Below are 18571 nucleotides of genomic sequence, written 5' to 3' on the forward strand. Positions count from 1 at the left end.
GATGAAGAAATGTATGATTCTATTGATTGCTTTATTGATCTTTATGCAGGGGGACATCAGGCAGGCGGCTGCGCCGCGCCTGCCTGGCGGGCCAATTGAAATTGTCGTTCCTGCTGAACCTTCTGGCGGATGGGACGTTACAGCACAGGCGATCCAAGCGGTTTTGAGGCAGAAGCAGATCGTGAAGGATGAAGTTCATATCGTCTATAAACCTGGCGGCGGGGGAGATAAAGGCTGGAAATATGTCAACGAAAGCAGCAAACGCACCATCAGCATGACGTCCAGTTTAATACTGAGCAATGATCTTCTTGGGCAAAGCAAATTAAAAATTGGCGATTTTACTCCGCTTGCCATTCTCTCCAAGGAATGGCAGACGGTTGCATTGCCAAAAGGATCGGCGTTAACAAGCGGCAAGGATTTGCTGAATGAAATTAAGATGCATCCCGGCAAGGTGAAAATCGGCTTTGCCCCGGGCCTTGGCAATGATGATCAGCTCTCGTTCGTCAGAGCGGCAGATATGTACGGCATTGACTCTTTTGACATTCAATTTTTGAAGTATGACAGCAGTGAACAGCTTATTCAGGCGCTGATCAGACATGAGATAGAAGCGGCTTCAATGACACTCTCTGAAGCAAAACCATATGAGCGGCTCGGCGACATCACGCTAGCTGCTGTAACGTCTGATAAAAGACTTGATGGTTTTCCTGATGTACCAACGTGGAAGGAGCAGGGGATCCCGTTTGTTTTTTCACATTGGAGAGGGGTTTTGGGTCCGAAAAACATGTCAGAGGAAGAGATTTCTTTCTGGGATCAAGCGCTAAAGAAGGTCACCTCCTCGCGAGAGTGGAAGCGGAAAATAAATGAACAGGACTGGGAAAGCTTTTATTTGAACAGCAGGGAAACGAAACGGTTTCTTGATCAGCAATCCGCGTTTTATCAAAGCATTATGACAGGGAATTAAGATCCCGGCATTACGGGATCTTTTTGATGCACTGTGAAATGATCAAAAAGAACAAAACGGTTTTAAAAAATTAAAAATACAAAAAAACCAAATTATTTACTTGCGATTGGTTTTCCCATACGATGGCAAAAAGGCAAGAAGGGGAGTAAGAGAGAAAATGTAAGCGGATTCATTTAAGGGGGAATGGATGTGTTAGCAATTTTAGGCTTTCTCATGATGCTCGTATTTATGGCATTGATCATGACAAAACGGCTTTCTGTTTTAACCGCTTTAGTTTTGACGCCGATTGTGTTTGCACTTATCGCCGGATTTGGATTTACTGAAGTTGGGGACATGATGATTTCAGGGATTCAGCAAGTCGCGCCGACTGCGGTCATGATTATGTTTGCGATCTTATATTTTGGAATTATGATTGATACAGGGCTGTTTGATCCGATGGTTGGCAAAATTTTAAGCATGGTCAAAGGAGACCCTTTAAAAATTGTTGTCGGGACAGCGGTTCTCACGATGCTCGTAGCCTTGGACGGGGATGGCTCGACTACTTATATGATTACGACAAGCGCAATGCTTCCGCTCTATTTGCTGCTTGGCATCCGGCCAATTATTTTAGCGGGAATCGCGGGAGTCGGCATGGGAATCATGAACACGATTCCATGGGGTGGCGCAACGCCGCGGGCGGCGAGCGCGCTGGGGGTTGATCCGGCTGAGCTTACAGGACCGATGATTCCTGTCATCGCAAGTGGGATGCTTTGTATGGTGGCGGTTGCGTATGTGCTTGGCAAAGCGGAACGAAAGCGCCTTGGCGTGATTGAACTGAAGCAGCCGGCCAATGCCAATGAACCGGCGGCTGCAGTTGAAGATGAGTGGAAGCGGCCGAAGCTTTGGTGGTTCAATCTATTGTTAACGCTTTCTTTGATAGGATGTTTAGTATCGGGTAAAGTTAGTTTAACTGTATTGTTTGTCATTGCGTTCTGTATTGCACTGATTGTGAATTATCCAAACCTTGAGCATCAAAGACAGCGCATCGCGGCGCACTCTAGCAACGTACTGGCTATTGGCTCCATGATTTTTGCTGCGGGGGTTTTTACGGGAATTTTGACAGGCACCAAAATGGTTGATGAAATGGCGATTTCGCTTGTGTCTATGATTCCTGAACAAATGGGCGGATTGATCCCGGCGATAGTGGCCTTAACAAGCGGCATTTTCACATTCCTGATGCCGAATGACGCGTATTTCTACGGGGTGCTGCCGATTTTATCAGAAACGGCTGTCGCATACGGTGTGGATAAAGTGGAAATTGCCAGAGCCTCTATTATCGGCCAGCCGATTCATATGCTGAGTCCGCTTGTGCCATCCACTCATTTGCTTGTCGGACTTGTCGGAGTATCTATTGACGACCATCAAAAATTCGCCATGAAATGGGCTGTTCTCGCAGTAATCGTGATGACGGCTATCGCTTTATTGATCGGTACCATTTCTATTTCCGTATGATAATTCAGACGTAATGACGCACACTAACGGCAACAACATACCGGAGGTGTCATCATGAGTGATCCTTATATGCCAATGACTTCAGTCAGAAGCGGAACGGGGTTCGAAGCGGCAATAGGGGTGCACGGCCTAACCGTGCAAATTGCGAATGTCTATTTTATTCAGCTCCCGTCTGAACCTCGCTCATTTGTTTTAATTGATGCCGGCATGCCTCAATCAGCCGGCATGATTATAAATGAAGCCAAACAAAGATTCGGCGATGATTTTCAGCTGAAGGCAATTATCCTTACACACGGGCACTTTGATCATATTGGTGCGATAGAAGAAATCCTTGAGGACTGGGATGTTCCTGTTTATGTGCATTCTCGGGAAATGCCTTATGTAACGGGGAAAGAGGATTATCCTCCGGCTCGTCCTGACAGTAAGAGCGGGCTGGTCGCCAAACTATCGCCGCTGTTTCCGCGGCACTCCATCGATATTTCCTCACATGTGCAGGCACTGCCGGAAGACGGCTCTGTGCCGTTTCTTGACGAGTGGATGTGGATTGCGACTCCAGGACACACCCCCGGCCATATTTCGTTATTCCGTGAGGACGGGCGTGTGCTTGTGGCAGGTGATGCTGTTATTACAGTGGAACAGGAGAAAATGGCAGACGTCTTGATTCAAAAACAGGAGCTTCATGGACCGCCGGCTTATTTCACGCCTGACACAGGGACTGCTGCGGAATCCATTCAGAAGCTTGCCGGTCTTGAACCGGAAGCACTGCTGACGGGGCATGGCATACCGATGACCGGCAAAAACTTTCGCAGTGACTTAATTGAATTGGCAAATCGTTTATCGTCTCTTTGACACCCGGACATGCGGGTGTTTTTTAATTGTTTTCTAAGAGGATACAGAAAAATCATTTGTCTTCCGGCTTAAAAACGATACAATGAAAAGCATGAATGCGATTTGAAGGGGAGAGTTTGTTGGAAGAAAAAGAAATACTATGGAACGAAGCGAAAGTGTTTATTGCCGCATGCTATCAGGAATTGGGGAAGGAGGAGGAAGTGAAAGACCGTCTGGATAGCATTAAAAGTGAAATTGACCAGACCGGAAGCTATGTACATACAAAGGAAGAAATCGAGCATGGTGCGAAAATGGCATGGAGAAACAGCAACCGCTGCATCGGCAGATTGTTTTGGAATTCGCTGAATGTCATCGACAGACGTGACGTCCGGACGAAGGAGGATGTGCGGGACGCCCTCTTTCATCACATTGAAACCGCCACCAATAACGGGAGAATCAGGCCGAGCATTACGATTTTCCCTCCGGAAGAGAAGGGTGAAAAGCAAGTCGAAATATGGAATCATCAGCTGATTCGATACGCTGGATATGAATCTGACGGGGGAAAAATCGGTGACCCGGCTTCCCGTTGCCTGACGGCAGCCTGCGAGCAGCTTGGCTGGCGCGGAGAGCGAACGGACTTTGATTTGCTGCCGCTCATTTTTCGCATGAGAGGTGAAGAACAGCCGGTCTGGTATGAGCTGCCGCGTTCACTTGTGATCGAGGTTCCAATCACACATCCTGAAATTGAAGCGTTTTCTGATTTAGAGCTGAAATGGTACGGTGTGCCAATTATTTCCGATATGAAGCTTGAGGTCGGGGGTATCCATTATAATGCCGCGCCATTTAACGGCTGGTATATGGGCACGGAGATCGGAGCGAGAAATCTGGCAGATGAAAAGCGGTACGACAAGCTCAAAAAAGTGGCGTCCGTTATCGGTATTTCTACTGATTACAATACGGATTTATGGAAGGATCAAGCGCTTGTTGAATTGAATAAAGCTGTACTGCACTCGTATAAAAAGCAAGGTGTCAGTATCGTTGACCATCATACGGCCGCAAGCCAGTTTAAACGGTTTGAAGAACAGGAGGAAGAAGCGGGCAGAAAGCTGACGGGGGACTGGACGTGGCTGATCCCGCCGATTTCACCCGCTGCCACTCATATCTTCCACCGTTCCTATGACAACTCAATCGTTAAGCCGAATTACTTTTATCAGGATAAGCCTTACGAGTAAACAACGGAAAATCGGTGATGGCCTTCAAGGCTGCGGGATTCTGTGACAGAGACGTCGGTAACATTTGAGAAAGGGCTGCCTTTCTTTACAGCCTCAAGAAATGATTGTAAGTCGTTTTCCGGGCCTTCTGCCAAAATCTCGACACGGCCGTCATCACGGTTTTTGACCCACCCAGCCAGTTTTCGCTTATCGGCTTCCATTTGAACAAAATAGCGAAAGCCCACACCTTGAACCCGGCCGTCTGCAACGATTCGGTATTGAAGCATGTAAAAACCACCTTTTCTTTTTATGATAATCAATCATTTTACAACCTGTAAAGGGGATGTGTTCGTATGAAGTCACTGCACTATAAAGTTCTTTCTCTTAATCTCGGAAAGCCGCAGACGCTTGAGTATGACGGCAAAAAAATCGAAACGGGCATTACGAAGCAGCCCGCTGATTCCGCTGTAATGCTGCATCGGGAGAATTTTGAAGGTGACGGACAGGCCGATCTCGTCAATCACGGAGGACCTGACAAGGCTGTCTGTGTCTACCCGGCCGAGCACTATCCGTTTTGGGAAGAGGTTCTTTCAAGAACGCTGCCAAGCGCCGCATTTGGTGAAAATCTGACGGTCGCGGGCCTAACCGAGGAGAACGTTTGCATCGGTGATGTGTTCAAGCTTGATGAAGCTGTTGTTCAGGTCAGCCAGCCGCGCCAGCCGTGTGTAAAGCTGGCGAAAAAGCTTGGTGTAAAGGAAATGGTGCTAAAGGTTCAGCAAACCGGCTATACCGGATTTTATTTTCGCGTGCTGGAAGAGGGCAGGGTATCTCCCGGCGCTAAACTGGAGTTGCTGTCCAGAGGCGAGAAAGACATATCAGTTCAATTCGCAAACCGTATCAAATACCATGATGCAAAAAATCTCGCCGCCATTGAACGGGTTTTAAGTGAAGACGCACTGTCGGAAAGCTGGAGAGCGTCCTTTATGAAAATAAGGGACAGGCTGCAGCCGGCTGAATAGAAAAAAGCCGCGCATATCAACGTGCGCGGCTTTATCATTCTATGATCATTTTTTCTTTGTTTCAAGCAGGTTGGCAAGAAAATAGGTCTTATAGCTTTGAAGCTTTCTTCCTTCATGGTGCGTGATCCCCTGCTTTTTTAATTCTGCCACATACCAGCCTTTACTGCCGTAATGCATGTCAGAAAACTCCTTTCCCTATCTCTCCCAATGGAGAGGATTTTACCAAACGATTGGCATTGTAACATCCATGGAATGATGCTGAAAAGAGATGCGGGAAAAACTGAGCCTTTCGCACTAGTTATGCGAATGTACTTCTGTATGTATATGCCGAGTAAAAGCTGAATATGATTTAATGGCCGGTTAGTTTCATCATGACAACGCCGAATGTCATAATGCTGAAAACAATGCCGATATATGTGAGCATCCCGTTTTTCTTCTTCACGCCGTAAACGGTCATAATAATGCCTTCAATGAAAAAAATGATGCCGAAAATAATAAACCACATGCAGGTAAAGGCTCCTTTCGCAGACATAATAGTAGTGTAGCATATCTGAAAGAGCCGGGCTGTGACAATATCAAGAAAGCCGGGCAGCATATGCGCCCGGCTCGTGTTTTTATTGCTTATCAACCAATTTGACCAGCAGCTGTGCCAAATGTTTTTTCTCATCTTCGTCCGCAACGCTCCAAAGCTCTTGCAGGAGCATTTCTTCACTGTTGTGAGGCTCTTCATGCTTCGCGAGGTAGTCTCCCAGGATCGCGGCGCTTTTCACAAGCTTGCCGTCATCCAATCCCAGCTTTTTGCCTCGGTTCACTTGTTTGCTTAGGTATTCTTTAAATTCCTCAAAGTCTTTTAAAATTTCTTCTTTTGTTGTGCCATGCATCGCATTCAATTCGTTTTCAATTTGGATTTTTTCTTGATCTCTGTTCATTGCAATACCTCCTCCTGCGAATAGTGATGTTTTACCTGCAATTGGAGGAGGTTAAACCATCCGGCAGCCCGGAATGTGTTTTACAGTTTTGTCAGGATAATCGGTTCATCCTTTGTGATGACGATGGTGTGTTCAACTTGGGCAACCATGCTTTTATCCGGTGTCTTGAACGTCCAGCCGTCTCCAGCTTCAACAATTGTTTCGGCTTTCGTTGAAATAAACGGTTCAAGCGCGATGACTGTCCCGTTTTTGAAAAGCGCGTTATCAAACGGATCATAATAGTTCATGATGTGGTTCGGCGCTTCATGCAGGCTTCTGCCGATTCCGTGGCCGGTCAGGGTTTTAATGACGGTAAAGCCTTGAGAGCGTGCTTCATGATAAACGGCTCTTCCGATTTGGTTTTGGCGCTTGCCTGCTTTTGCCTGCTGCAGTCCTTTTTGAAAAGCGTCTTCCGCGCATTGGCAAAGCTTATGAAGGCGCTCTTCTCCTTCACCAAGCACAAATGAGATGCCTGTGTCGGAATAGAAGCCGCCAAATTCAGCGGAGATGTCAATGTTCACAAGATCTCCCGCTTTTAAAATTTTAGAAGTGCTTGGTATGCCGTGAGCCACTTCATCATTTACGCTGATGCATGTCACGCCCGGAAAGTCGTATTCTTTCTCAGGAGCTGACACGGCGCCATGCTCATCAAGCACCGCTTTTCCGATCAGGTCAAGGTCTTTTGTGCTCATGCCGGGCTCTGCTTTCCGTTTCATTTCTTCACGCGCCAGCGCGACGATTCTTCCGATTTGTTTCATGCCTTCTAATTCTTGATCGTTTGTTACAATCATCTGTCATTCCCGCTTTCTTTTTAAATAATCTAGTTTAAGCTTACCACAACTGTCTTAAAAATAGGAAACACACGGACCTGGGAAAAAAGAAATACTCCGGGAAAATTGGTATAGATCACTAGATATCTTATATGGTATATTTGAAAAAAAAGGGTATGAGGGGGATGGGTATGCTTTCATTTTTACAAAAACTCGGGAAGTCATTTATGCTCCCGATTGCGGTTCTGCCTGCAGTTGGAATTATCCTTGCGCTTGGCAGAGAGGATGTATTTAATATCCCGTTTATCTATCAAGCGGGGACGGCGGTTTTTGATCATCTGCCGCTTATTTTCGCGATCGGAATTGCCATTGGCATTTCAAAGGACAGCAATGGAGCCGCGGGTTTATCAGGGGCGATATCGTATCTGATGCTCGACGCGGCGACAAAGACAATTGATAAAACAAACAACATGGCGGTATTTGGGGGAATCATTGCTGGTTTAATAGCCGGTTATACCTATAACCGCTTCAAGGATACAAAGCTGCCTGAATATCTTGGCTTCTTCAGCGGCAGGCGGCTTGTGCCGATTGTAACAGCTATTATTACGATTATTTTAGCCGGCATATTTGGAGTCGTCTGGCCGCCGATTCAATCGGGCATTAACGAGTTTGGAGAATGGATGCTTGGGCTCGGCGGCATCGGGGCTGGCATATTTGGCCTGTTCAACAGGCTGTTAATTCCGCTTGGCCTTCACCACGTGCTGAACAATATTTTCTGGTTCCAATTCGGAGAATATAACGGAGTGACAGGAGATCTGGCGCGCTTTTTCGCGAAAGATCCGACAGCGGGCACATATATGACCGGCTTCTTCCCAATCATGATGTTCGGTCTTCCGGCGGCGTGTCTGGCTATGGTTGTGACTGCAAAGCCGTCAAAACGGAAAGCAACGGCGGGAATGATGATCGGGTTTGCCTTGACTGCGTTTATCACAGGGATTACGGAGCCGATTGAGTTTGCATTTATGTTTTTATCTCCGTTATTATACGCTGTTCACGCGGTCTTAACCGGGCTGTCTTTATTTATCGTCAACTGGCTCGGCATCCGCTCAGGCTTCTCTTTCTCAGCCGGAGCCATCGATTATGTGCTGAGCTATGGAATTGCAGAAAAACCGCTGCTGCTGCTTCTGGTAGGTATATGCTATGCGGCAGTCTATTTTATCGTGTTTTATATACTGATTAAGGCATTGAACTTAAAAACGCCGGGACGGGAAGATGACGATGTGGATGAAGTGCTTGATGAAAACACCGTTCAGGATGTCAATGAAAACATCATGCTGAAGGGGCTCGGCGGAAAAGAAAACCTTCAAACCATTGATCATTGCGCCACAAGACTGCGGCTGACTGTGAAGGATACCGCTTTAGTGAATGAAGCGCTGCTAAAGAAAGCAGGCGCAAAAGGGGTCGTCAAATCAGGAGGGCAATCGGTTCAAGTGATCATCGGGCCGAATGTAGAATTTGCGGCAGAGGAATTGAGAGCTGCGGTGAAATAAAAAAGCGGAGAGGGCATCCTCTCCGCTTTTTCTTATTGATCTTCATCATCCGTTGACGTTTCGGAAGAATCTTCGTCATGTTTTGTGTAATCATAATCGGAAGGATTCACCTTTGTAAAACCTTTCGGCTCATAGAACCTCAGCAGGTCTCCGTTTATGATTTTATCGGACATTTCAAGTTCCTTCTTGACGAGTGAGTCTTCTGACTTGTCGATTTCGGATTCATCAAGCTCTTTTCCGGTTTTCGTATCGTAATACTTGCCGGATACTTTCGTGTACTTCGGTGAAATAAAGTCTCCGTTACGGAACGGAATCACTTCACGGTGTTCTTTAGATAAAATATCAGAACCGGACATCAGATAGTCTTTCGTATCCACTCCGAGCAAATGCAGAATGGTAGGAGCCACATCGACGTCTCCGGCATATTTATGAACTTTCTCGCCCTTCACGCCGGCAGCGTGGATAAAGAGCGGCACCCGTTGAAGCTGGGCGTTGTCATAATCAGTAATTTCATCTTTGCCAAGAACTTTGGCCATTGCTTTATTGTGGTTTTCAGAGATGCCGTAGTGATCTCCGTACATCACGATAACCGATTTATCATATAACCCGTCTTTTTTCAGATCATTGAAGAATTGTTCAATGGACTGATCAAGGTAATGGGCTGACTGGAAGTAGTTGTCGACGACAGAGTCACCAAAGTCTCCAGCCGGGAAGTCTGTATCCCCCTCATCCATTCCGAATGGGAAGTGGTTAGATAGGGTAATGAACTTCGTATAAAACGGCTGCGGCAGGCTTTCTAACAGCGGCATTGATTCTTTAAAGAACGGTTTGTCTTTCATCCCGTAGTTTTTCGTGTTTTCTTCGTTCATGTCATAGTAAGCAGAATCGAAGAACTTATCGATGCCTTCCGCTTTGTACATTTCGTTACGGTTCCAGAACGTCTGCGTGTTTCCGTGGAATGCAGCAGATGTGTAATCCTTAGACTTTAAAATCGCCGGAACGGATTGAAGCGTGTTTTGCGCTTTGTTTACAAAAACTGAACCTTGAGCCAGCGGGTACAGAGAGTTTTCCATCATAAATTCTGCATCAGATGTTTTACCTTGTCCCGTTTGGTGGAAAAAGTTATCAAAGTAGAACGTTTCGTTATCATGTGCCAGTTTATTTAAGAAAGGTGTGACTTCTTTGCCGTCAATTTTATAGTCAATGATAAATGACTGCAGAGATTCAAGTGAAACGTAAATGACGTTTTTTCCTTCTGCCTTGCCAAAATACACGTTATTCGGCACGTCGTAATTGGCTTTCATGTAGTTTTCCACTTCCGTCACGTCGCTGGAATCGGCAAGCGCGCGCTGGCTGTTGGATTTGATATTCTGCACAGCGTCATAAATCGTAAAATTGTACGTTCCCAAGTATTTCACAAGATAGTTTCGGTCGAATGATCTTGTCAGCAATTCAGGTCGGTCTGATTCCGCAACTGCCAAGTTGATTAAGAACACAAGAATCGAAGACGCTAGAACGATTCGGAACGATTTTTTGCTCGACGTTTCAGCAGGCTTGTTCACTTTGATCGCCAAGATAATCAGAATGATCGTATCGATAAAGTAAAAGACGTCAGTCGGTCTCATCAGCGAAAATGCGCTGTCACCGAGTTGGCCGCCGTTTGTTTTAGCCTGCATAATGACCGGAATTGTAATAAAATCATTGAAAAATCTGTAGTACACAATGTTTGCGTACAGTAAAAAAGACATTAAAAAATGAATCACTATAATGGCTGTCTGCTGTAATTTTTTCTTGAACAAGAGTCCAAAGCCAAGAAAGAACAAGCTTGAGCTGAGAGGATTCACAAAAAGCAATATTTTTTGTATCGTGTTGTCTATTCCTAAGTTGAAGTTCAGGACATAACCGACATACGTTTTGATCCATAACAGGACGACCGCGATTAAGAAGAAGGCCAGTCCTCTTTCTTTTATAAATGTTTTCATTGTTACACTCCTTTTTTCCGATCACAGTTCGAGCGAAACGATAGAAAAAACGAACGTATCCAATATAACACGAATCAGCAGATTAGAAAAGTGTAAATCGTCGGGTGGAAAAAGTGGCGAAAAACGCCGTCGAATCAACGTTTCGCTTGCAAATTGCTAAATGTAAAAAAAGGTTTCTTTCTAGAAATAAAGGAATAAAATGGTACTGCGGGAGATGTATGATAAAATATAAGGAAATAAATGAAAAGAGGTGAACTGATGGATTTTTCCCATATTGTGTCTGAAGATAAAATTAAACGTGCCATCAAAGACGGAGAATTTGAAAACCTGCCGGGAATGGGAAAGCCGCTGCCAAAGGATGACGCGGCACACTTACCGGAATCGCTTCGCATGAGCTACCGTGTGTTAAAAAACGCAGGAATGGCAGAGGATGAGGGCGCGCTCAAAAAAGAGCTCATGACCATCGACCATTTAATCTCAAAATGCTATGACAAAAAAGAACGTGAGCTATTAATCAGAAAAAAAACCGAAAAGCAGATGTTGCTTGATAAGCTTGTCGACAAAAAAGGCATGTTTTCAAAGCCGGCGTCCGCTTTTTATAAGAATAAAGTATATGACCGGCTTGGACGAAACAGACCTTCTTCCAGCTGATTTGTCCTGTCTGAAGGATGGCGATTGACACAAGCCATCCTCTTTATGTTCCAGTGGTCTCAGTCTAAAAGGTTTATGTTTATCCGTCTGTGGGGAAATGACTCATAAACGAAAAAAGGGTGATAGGATGGAACGACTATTGGAATGGATAGAGCGCATATCAGATTGGCTGTGGGGGCCGCCGCTAATCATCTTGCTGACGGGGACGGGATTGTACTTCACCATTTTGCTGAAATGTTTTCAATTTCGTTATCCTTTATACATTTTGAAACAGACGATCGGCAGCGTAGGAAAAAAGCCGAAGGGAGAGGGCACAGTCACTCCGCTTCAGGCTTTGACGTCAGCCCTCAGCTCCACGATCGGTGCGGCGAATATTGTCGGGGTGCCTGCCGCTATTATGTTTGGCGGACCCGGAGCTGTTTTTTGGATGTGGCTTATTGCCTTATTTGCCATGGCGATTAAGTTTTCTGAAAGTGTGCTTGCTGTTCATTACAGAGAAAAAAATGAGCAGGGGGAATTTGTCGGGGGACCGATGTATTACATAACCAAAGGCCTGCGCATGAAATGGCTCGGCGTATTTTTCTCGGTTGCGCTGATCGTGGAGCTGATTCCGAGCATTATGGTTCAGGGGAATTCGGTTTCAGTCTCTCTTGCCGAAACGTTTTCTTTCAATAAAATATATGCGGGAATAGGCATTGCGTTTTTGATCGGGTTAGTGGTAATAGGGGGAGTAAAGCGGATTGGAAAAGTAACAGAGTTTGTCGTGCCTCTTATGGCAGGGGCATACGTGGGAGCCGGGCTCCTCACTGTTCTGATGAATCTTTCATCAGTGCCGGCGTTTTTCTCTCTTATCTTTTCGAATGCGTTTACCTCTTCTTCAGCAGTTGGCGGATTCGCTGGTGCTGCCCTGGCTGAAACCGTTCGCTGGGGATTTGCCCGCGGACTGTATTCTAATGAAGCCGGAATGGGAACAGCCCCGATTGCACATGCGGCGGCAAAGACTGATCACCCTGTAAGGCAAGGATTCTGGTCTGTGATCGGCATTGTCATTGATACGTTGATCATCTGCACCACCACGGCTTTTATCGTCCTTTCATCCGGTGTCTGGACAGGGAAAAATGCCTCAAATGACCCGGCAGCATTGACAACGGCTGCATTTCAGCACTACTTCGGTTCTGGCGGAGGGTACTTCGTCTCTGTTTCTCTCGTTTTCTTTGTTGTATCGACCATTATGGTTGTCATTTTTTACGGTGTAAAGCAAGCTGAATTTCTGTTCGGGCGGCTGGCAGGACATGTAATCAAATTCGTTTATTTAGCGGCTATTATCATAGGTGCCGCAGGCGGAGCAAAAGCCATCTGGGGCATTTTGGACTTAGCATTAGTTTTTATTGTTGTTCCGAATGTGATTGCGCTGCTGTTATTGAGCAGAAAGGTAAAAGCGCTGTATACCGAATTTTTTACATCTGAACAGTATTACCTGAAAGATACAGGGAAAACGAAACAGAACCCTGTTTATCAGACAAAAGAAGCCAAAAACTCTTAGTGTTTTGCTTTGGCGCCGAACATTGCTTTGCTTTTGATGATCAAATAGATGAATAAAGGCAGCAAAAGGGAAATCACCACATTTATGATCGGTTTGATTCTGTTAAAGTCGATCAGCTGATTTGTATTTAAGAAGAACCAAAAGCTGCATACGAGAGAAAACAAGCCGGTTGGTGTATACATGGCTTTCAGGTAGACTTTTGAGTGCAAGAAGGAAAGCCCATAGACCACAATATAAAGCGAACCGGATATCTTCACCATAATGACCGGAATCCATAAGGCCGCGATGATCAGGTCTGAACGATCCAGAAAATCCGTAATGCGGATCTGCCTGATCACCATATAGGCCGGATCAAAGAAAGTAGATGTCAGGTTGGGGCCAAAGACAGAAATTGAGGAAAATAACATCACGGCTAGCAATAAAGCTCCCAGCAGTATCGCGATAATGGTGTGTTTCAGCGGAACGCTCCGGCTTGAGAAGAGAAGCGGCAGGATGATCAATTCCCCCATTGTCCCGAACGCATAAAAACCTGATTGAAGGTATTGAATCGGCCCTTCAAAGATCGGTGTTACATTTTGCAGCTCAATTTGTGTGGCCAGCGTAAATGGAAGGAACAAGACCAGGGTGCCGAATGGAAATAAAAAAATTTGCGCCATTCTGGTCAACGTTTCCTTGCCCTCTCTGGCAATACAGATCGCCACAAAGATAATAACACCGCCAAGAACGGCCATCGGTGTTCTCGGGAGAAATAGAATGTTAATTAGATTGACAAAGAAACGTATGTCATGAGCGTTAATTAACAGGAAATACAATGTGAACAGCAAAATAATAAACCGGCCGGCGATTGGCGAGGAATCACTCAGCAGTTCATAGATATTTTTTTCCTGATGCTTTTTCATCAGCCTGTTCATTAGCCAGAGTGCCGGAATCACGAGGATAACGCCGAGGATGTAGCTGTGCCAGGCGTTTTGTTTTGCCGATTGGATCATGAGGATCGGAGCATGCTTCAGTCCGACCGCTAACGTATACAGCGCTCCGAAAAATAATCCTTGGTATGCAGAGGTCTTATCCATAAAGCACATCCTTTCTGTCATGTTCAAAACGGAATATATTTAAACAGGTGTCCCAGCCGCGGAAGCAGGGGGTTCACTCTCATATAAATCCACAGAAAAATACTTCCTGCAATCAGCAGGCTGAAAGCCCATTTTGTTACGGTGTTAGCGGAATGAAAATTCTTCCATTCATATGCGTAAATGGCAATGCACACAATCAATGCCTGTACAATATAGCTGATCATGCCGGCGCACCTCCATTAATGGCTGATCGTTTTATACAAAACTCCGCCTTGCTCAATCGTCACAATCGGGTTGACGTGAATCTCCATGTCCTTGTAGACCTCATCCCAATCCTTTCTTAGCAGATTGTTTGTGATGCCCATGCTTCTTATCGTTCGGTCTTGAAAGCCGGCCGGGTCCGCCTTTAGCTTTTGAAGCCGATGTACGGTGCTGATCATCTCTTCCTTTACAGCCCTGTTTAATGCTTTTTGTATGATGTAAAATTGGTCATTTTCTCTCGTTTCATAAGTGGATTGGTTTTCCATAATAATTCCTTTGGCTCTGATCTCGACTGTCATCGACAGCTTTCCGTTTTTTTCAGCCGCATGAAAGGATGCATTCGGCTTTTGAAGCTGAATGGTCGCTTTCCCCATTTGATTCGGCAGGACTAAAATGAATTCTGGCTGACGGGCCTGATTCAGTAAAATCAGGGCAGCTGTCATGTGTTCCTTTTTCAAAATATCCACTAATTTGTCCTTTTTAAAGATCGCAAGCCCGTCAATTTTTAAATTGGATTTCCCTTTCCCTCCAGGCTTTGTTTTAGAGGAGGAGATGACCGGCGCATACGGATCATTGCCTTTTTCTACTAAGTCAGACATGAACCTGCTTAAAAACACGGGGCGGTTCGTCGCCAAAATGGCCAGCTCTCGAATCATTTCCGCCGGAAACTGTTCAAGCTGAACATCGGTGTTTAAAATATCCCGCGCCTCACCCTGGCTGACTAAAAAAAGCGCCGTTAATCTGTTCTGCGGATTTCGCGTTAAAATATCAAATACTGGGGCGACGCCTTCTCTCGCCATATCCTCTCCAATAACAACCGTACGTCTGTGGGACGTATTGATCGTTCGGGATAAGGAGGTTTGCAGCTTGTTGTTCGCTTCCTTGATCGTAGTGCCGGAAGCTGAATCAACATACCATGTTTTTGAACCGGTAGTTCCGCCTCCTCCTCCTGTCTGTCCGCCTAATTGGCCAACCAAGGGAATCTGCATGGCTACTCGATACTGATCCTTTTTCTTATCAATTGCAGAGCTGACGACAAATGCGATGTCATTGATTTCTGTCCGGTCCCAGCACCCCGCTAGAAGCATGCAAACGAGAAGCGGTGCAACAGCCTTATATATTGTTTTCTTCATCTTGAGGGTCCTCTCTTTTCGCTCCCTTCTGTCCATTGCCGCGCGAATACGTGCTCGGTCTTCTGGTCATCGCCCACCAAGGCGCCCGGACAAAAATATCTTTTACTTCATCACGTTTAAATGGAGAAATCCCGGATAAATAAGGAATGCCGAAAGATTGCAGCTTGCACAAATGAAGCACTAAAATAATCGTGCCGAGCATAATGCCGAATATCCCGAAAATGCTTGCCAAAATCATAAAAGGGAAACGAAGCATCCTGATGGAAATGGCTAAATTAAACCGTGGAATTGTAAATGACGCGATCCCTGTTAACGATACGATGATCACCATGGGGGCTGACACAATTCCCGCTTCAACGGCGGCCGTTCCGATGACAAGAGCGCCGAGAATACTGACTGTCTGGCCAATCGTTTTGGGCAGCCGAACGCCTGCTTCACGAAGGGCCTCAAAGGAAATTTCCATAATTAATGCTTCTACGATAGCTGGGAAAGGAATCGGTTCACGGGCAGATGCCACGCTGAACATTAAGTTTGTCGGCATTAAATCCTGATGGTATGTAATCACGGCAACATAAATAGCCGGCAAATAAAGAGCAATGAATAAAAACATATAGCGCAGCCAGCGGAGTAAGTTAGATATCAAATAGCGCTCATAGTAATCTTCACTGGCCTGCATCAGCTGCCAAAACGTAATCGGGCCTGTTAAGACGAACGGCGTATTATCTGTGAAAATGGCAAATCGGCCTTCGAGAAGCTGGGCGGCGACGGTATCGGGCCTTTCCGTGTATTGCAGCTGGGGGAAGGGCGAGTACGTGTCGTCTTCGATAAATTCCTCAATATATCCGCTTTCTAGGACGGCATCAATCTTGATCTTTTTGATTCTTTTTTTCACTTTGTCAATGACCTTTGGATCGGCAATCCCGTCAATATAGGCCAAGACAATGTCAGTTTTGGTTTTCGTGCCGATTTTAAAAGAGATCATTTTAAGTTGAAGCGTTTTGATGCGAAAACGCACTAGAGCGGTATTGACCCTGAGGCTTTCAGTGAAGCCCTCCCTAGACCCTCTGATGGTCGATTCTGTTATCGGTTCTTCAATGCTTCTTCTTTGGCCGCCTTTTATTTTTAAGATCAGGCATTTTGAATGCCCCTCGGCAAATAAAACCGCGTTCCCCTCAATGATGGATGCAGCCACTTTGCTTACACTTGTTTCTGACGCTACGCTTGAAATCGATAATGTGTTTTGCAGCGCCTCTTCATGTTCATCTAACTGATCCGTCAGATGACTCAAGAAAGGACGGAGGGCGTGATCTTGAATATGTTCCGATTTTACAATTCCTTCGATATAAACAATAAATCCGCACAGCCCGTTACCAAAGTCAAATTGTCTAAATACGATGTCTGAGCAGTCTTCTGTTAATAAGGTCAGAGTATCGAGGTTTTCCTTTAAATTGGGAGAGATCGGTCTGTCCTGATTGTCTTCAAGCTCTTTGATGAGCTGAAGCGTTTTATCGCGTTTATTCATAGAGGCTCACCCTGCTTTTTCAATATCTTATACAATAAGTGCTTGTGACTTTTAGAGTAACCTTGTCTGTTTTAGATATTCCTGGTCTAGGATGAAAGCGCTATAAAAAAATGTTGACTACATGTATATACAGGAATACAATATAATCATAAGTTGTATATACAAGTTATAAAGACGGATACGGAGGGGTTGGCATGGGGGAACTGAACAAATCGGCGCGGCAGATTGTCGAGGCAGTCGGCGGTGCTGAAAATATTGCAGCGGCAACTCATTGTGTTACACGTTTGCGTTTTGCATTAATAGATGAAAGCAAGGTTGACCATGAGGTGCTTGATCAAATTGACATTGTAAAGGGGTCGTTCTCGACAAACGGGCAGTTTCAGGTTGTGATTGGCCAAGGAACGGTCAATAAAGTGTACGCTGAGCTGGTCAAGGAAACGGGGATTGGCGAGTCAACAAAGGATGAAGTGAAGAAGGCTTCAGAAAAAAATATGAATCCTTTGCAGCGTGCTGTGAAAACGCTTGCAGATATTTTTATTCCGATATTGCCTGCGATTGTCACGGCGGGTCTCTTGATGGGAATCAATAACATTTTAACGGCGCAAGGCATTTTCTTCAGCACAAAATCGATTGTGCAGGTCTATCCGCAGTGGGCTGATTTCGCAAATATGATTAATCTGATTGCAGGCACGGCCTTTACGTTTCTGCCTGCGTTAATCGGCTGGTCTGCGGTCAAACGGTTCGGCGGAAATCCGCTTCTTGGCATTGTGCTTGGCGTTATGCTCGTGCATCCTGATTTGCTTAATGCGTGGGGATATGGCGCTGCAGAACAAAGCGGGAAAATTCCGGTATGGAATTTGTTCGGCCTTGAGGTGCAGAAAGTCGGCTATCAGGGGCAGGTGCTCCCGATTTTACTTGCTTCCTATATGCTGGCGAAGGTTGAGGTGTTTTTAACAAAACGAACACCTGAGGGTATACAGCTGCTCGTTGTCGCACCGATTACGCTTCTCGTAACAGGTTTTGCCTCTTTTATCATTATCGGTCCGGTTACATTTGCGATCGGAAACGTGCTGACTTCAGGGCTTATCTCGGTGTTCGGCTCTTTTGCCGCACTGGGCGGTTTGTTATATGGCGGTTTCTACTCAGCGCTAGTCATTACCGGCATGCATCACACGTTCCTTGCAGTCGACCTGCAGCTCATCGGGTCAAAGCTCGGCGGCACATTTTTATGGCCGATGCTGGCGCTTTCTAATATCGCACAAGGTTCGGCAGCGCTGGCCATGATGTTTATCGTGAAGGATGAGAAACAAAAAGGCCTTTCTCTCACATCAGGGATTTCTGCTTATCTCGGCATTACAGAACCTGCCATCTTTGGGGTGAATCTGCGATACAGATTCCCGTTTATCATTGCGATGGTCAGCTCCGGGCTGGCCGGAATGTATATTTCTTCTCAAGGTGTGCTGGCAAGCTCCGTCGGTGTCGGCGGGGTGCCGGGGATTTTCTCAATCATGAGCCAGTACTGGGGCGCGTTTGCAATCGGGATGGCCATTGTATTGATCGTGCCGTTTGCCGGAACATACGCGTATGCAAGATTTAAACATAAATAAC

At 45.7% G+C, this 18571-nt stretch carries 20 protein-coding genes; 10 read left to right on the forward strand and 10 right to left on the reverse strand.

Annotated elements, in window-relative coordinates:
• Position 1 precedes the first annotated feature (1 nt).
• From M0696_RS04315 to nosA, 4 genes are all read left to right on the forward strand, one after another.
• A complete protein-coding gene (locus tag M0696_RS04315) occupies positions 2-961 on the forward strand; it encodes a tripartite tricarboxylate transporter substrate binding protein (RefSeq protein ID WP_248602542.1) in 960 nt (319 codons plus the stop codon).
• Between the two features lie 189 nt (positions 962-1150).
• A complete protein-coding gene (citM, locus tag M0696_RS04320) occupies positions 1151-2452 on the forward strand; it encodes an Mg(2+)/citrate complex secondary transporter CitM (protein WP_248602543.1) in 1302 nt (433 codons plus the stop codon).
• Between the two features lie 54 nt (positions 2453-2506).
• Entirely contained in the window at positions 2507-3301 is a 795-nt protein-coding gene (locus M0696_RS04325; protein ID WP_019713603.1) for an MBL fold metallo-hydrolase, read from the forward strand.
• A gap of 119 nt (positions 3302-3420) precedes the next feature.
• The gene (gene nosA / locus M0696_RS04330) at positions 3421-4512 is read left to right on the forward strand and encodes a nitric oxide synthase (RefSeq protein ID WP_248602544.1); all 1092 of its coding nucleotides are present in this window, start codon (positions 3421-3423) and stop codon (positions 4510-4512) included.
• Here the strand turns inward: nosA and M0696_RS04335 are convergent.
• Complete coding sequence (locus M0696_RS04335) at positions 4503-4778, reverse strand: acylphosphatase (RefSeq protein ID WP_019713605.1); 276 nt, start codon at positions 4776-4778, stop codon at positions 4503-4505. The two genes, nosA and M0696_RS04335, sit on opposite strands and share 10 nt — an antisense overlap.
• A 66-nt stretch (positions 4779-4844) precedes the next feature.
• On the opposite strand from M0696_RS04335, the gene M0696_RS04340 reads away from it, so the two are divergent.
• Complete coding sequence (locus M0696_RS04340; RefSeq protein ID WP_248602545.1) at positions 4845-5510, forward strand: MOSC domain-containing protein; 666 nt, start codon at positions 4845-4847, stop codon at positions 5508-5510.
• Positions 5511-5555: 45 nt separating this feature from the next.
• On the opposite strand, the gene M0696_RS04345 is transcribed toward M0696_RS04340, so the two are convergent.
• From M0696_RS04345 to map, 4 genes are all read right to left on the reverse strand, one after another.
• Positions 5556-5687: a YflJ family protein gene (locus M0696_RS04345; protein WP_003223059.1), complete on the reverse strand. Its 132-nt coding sequence runs from the start codon at positions 5685-5687 to the stop codon at positions 5556-5558.
• Between the two features lie 172 nt (positions 5688-5859).
• Complete coding sequence (locus M0696_RS04350; RefSeq protein ID WP_003239883.1) at positions 5860-6015, reverse strand: hypothetical protein; 156 nt, start codon at positions 6013-6015, stop codon at positions 5860-5862.
• Positions 6016-6124: 109 nt separating this feature from the next.
• Entirely contained in the window at positions 6125-6439 is a 315-nt protein-coding gene (locus tag M0696_RS04355) for a DUF3243 domain-containing protein (RefSeq protein ID WP_222143784.1), read from the reverse strand.
• 80 nt (positions 6440-6519) lie between these two features.
• Entirely contained in the window at positions 6520-7269 is a 750-nt protein-coding gene (map, locus tag M0696_RS04360; protein ID WP_248602546.1) for a type I methionyl aminopeptidase, read from the reverse strand.
• Between the two features lie 170 nt (positions 7270-7439).
• Between map and nagE the strand changes: the two genes are divergently transcribed.
• A complete protein-coding gene (gene nagE / locus M0696_RS04365) occupies positions 7440-8798 on the forward strand; it encodes an N-acetylglucosamine-specific PTS transporter subunit IIBC (protein WP_166853919.1) in 1359 nt (452 codons plus the stop codon).
• A 32-nt stretch (positions 8799-8830) separates the two neighbouring features.
• On the opposite strand, the gene ltaS is transcribed toward nagE, so the two are convergent.
• Positions 8831-10780, reverse strand: coding sequence for a lipoteichoic acid synthase (gene ltaS, locus M0696_RS04370; RefSeq protein WP_166853918.1), 1950 nt, complete (start codon positions 10778-10780; stop codon positions 8831-8833).
• A gap of 104 nt (positions 10781-10884) precedes the next feature.
• Here ltaS and M0696_RS04375 point away from each other — a divergent pair, with 104 nt between their 5' ends.
• The 3 genes from M0696_RS04375 to M0696_RS04385 all read left to right on the forward strand — a co-directional run bounded on the left by M0696_RS04375 (position 10885) and on the right by M0696_RS04385 (position 12974).
• Positions 10885-11034 (forward strand): hypothetical protein, encoded by a 150-nt coding sequence (locus tag M0696_RS04375; RefSeq protein ID WP_166853917.1) that lies wholly within the window; start codon positions 10885-10887, stop codon positions 11032-11034.
• 4 nt (positions 11035-11038) lie between these two features.
• The gene (locus M0696_RS04380) at positions 11039-11431 is read left to right on the forward strand and encodes a DnaJ family domain-containing protein (RefSeq protein ID WP_248602547.1); all 393 of its coding nucleotides are present in this window, start codon (positions 11039-11041) and stop codon (positions 11429-11431) included.
• A gap of 127 nt (positions 11432-11558) precedes the next feature.
• Entirely contained in the window at positions 11559-12974 is a 1416-nt protein-coding gene (locus M0696_RS04385) for an alanine/glycine:cation symporter family protein (protein WP_222143787.1), read from the forward strand.
• Here M0696_RS04385 and M0696_RS04390 read toward each other — a convergent pair.
• From M0696_RS04390 to M0696_RS04405, 4 genes are read right to left on the reverse strand one after another with little or no spacing between them, the layout of a single operon-like run.
• A complete protein-coding gene (locus tag M0696_RS04390; protein WP_222143788.1) occupies positions 12971-14047 on the reverse strand; it encodes an endospore germination permease in 1077 nt (358 codons plus the stop codon). The two genes, M0696_RS04385 and M0696_RS04390, sit on opposite strands and share 4 nt — an antisense overlap.
• Before the next feature lie 23 nt (positions 14048-14070).
• Positions 14071-14271, reverse strand: a complete 201-nt coding sequence (locus tag M0696_RS04395) for a hypothetical protein (protein ID WP_248602548.1) — start codon at positions 14269-14271, stop codon at positions 14071-14073.
• A 15-nt stretch (positions 14272-14286) separates the two neighbouring features.
• Complete coding sequence (locus M0696_RS04400; protein ID WP_222143789.1) at positions 14287-15441, reverse strand: Ger(x)C family spore germination protein; 1155 nt, start codon at positions 15439-15441, stop codon at positions 14287-14289.
• Complete coding sequence (locus tag M0696_RS04405) at positions 15422-16963, reverse strand: spore germination protein (protein WP_222143790.1); 1542 nt, start codon at positions 16961-16963, stop codon at positions 15422-15424. Before M0696_RS04405 ends, M0696_RS04400 begins: the two co-directional genes overlap by 20 nt.
• 194 nt (positions 16964-17157) lie before the next feature.
• Here M0696_RS04405 and treP point away from each other — a divergent pair, with 194 nt between their 5' ends.
• A complete protein-coding gene (gene treP, locus M0696_RS04410) occupies positions 17158-18570 on the forward strand; it encodes a PTS system trehalose-specific EIIBC component (RefSeq protein ID WP_222143791.1) in 1413 nt (470 codons plus the stop codon).
• Position 18571 lies beyond the last annotated feature (1 nt).

Origin of the sequence: Bacillus rugosus (genome assembly GCF_023238245.1) — a bacterium.
Classification (GTDB): Bacteria; Bacillota; Bacilli; order Bacillales; family Bacillaceae; genus Bacillus; species Bacillus rugosus.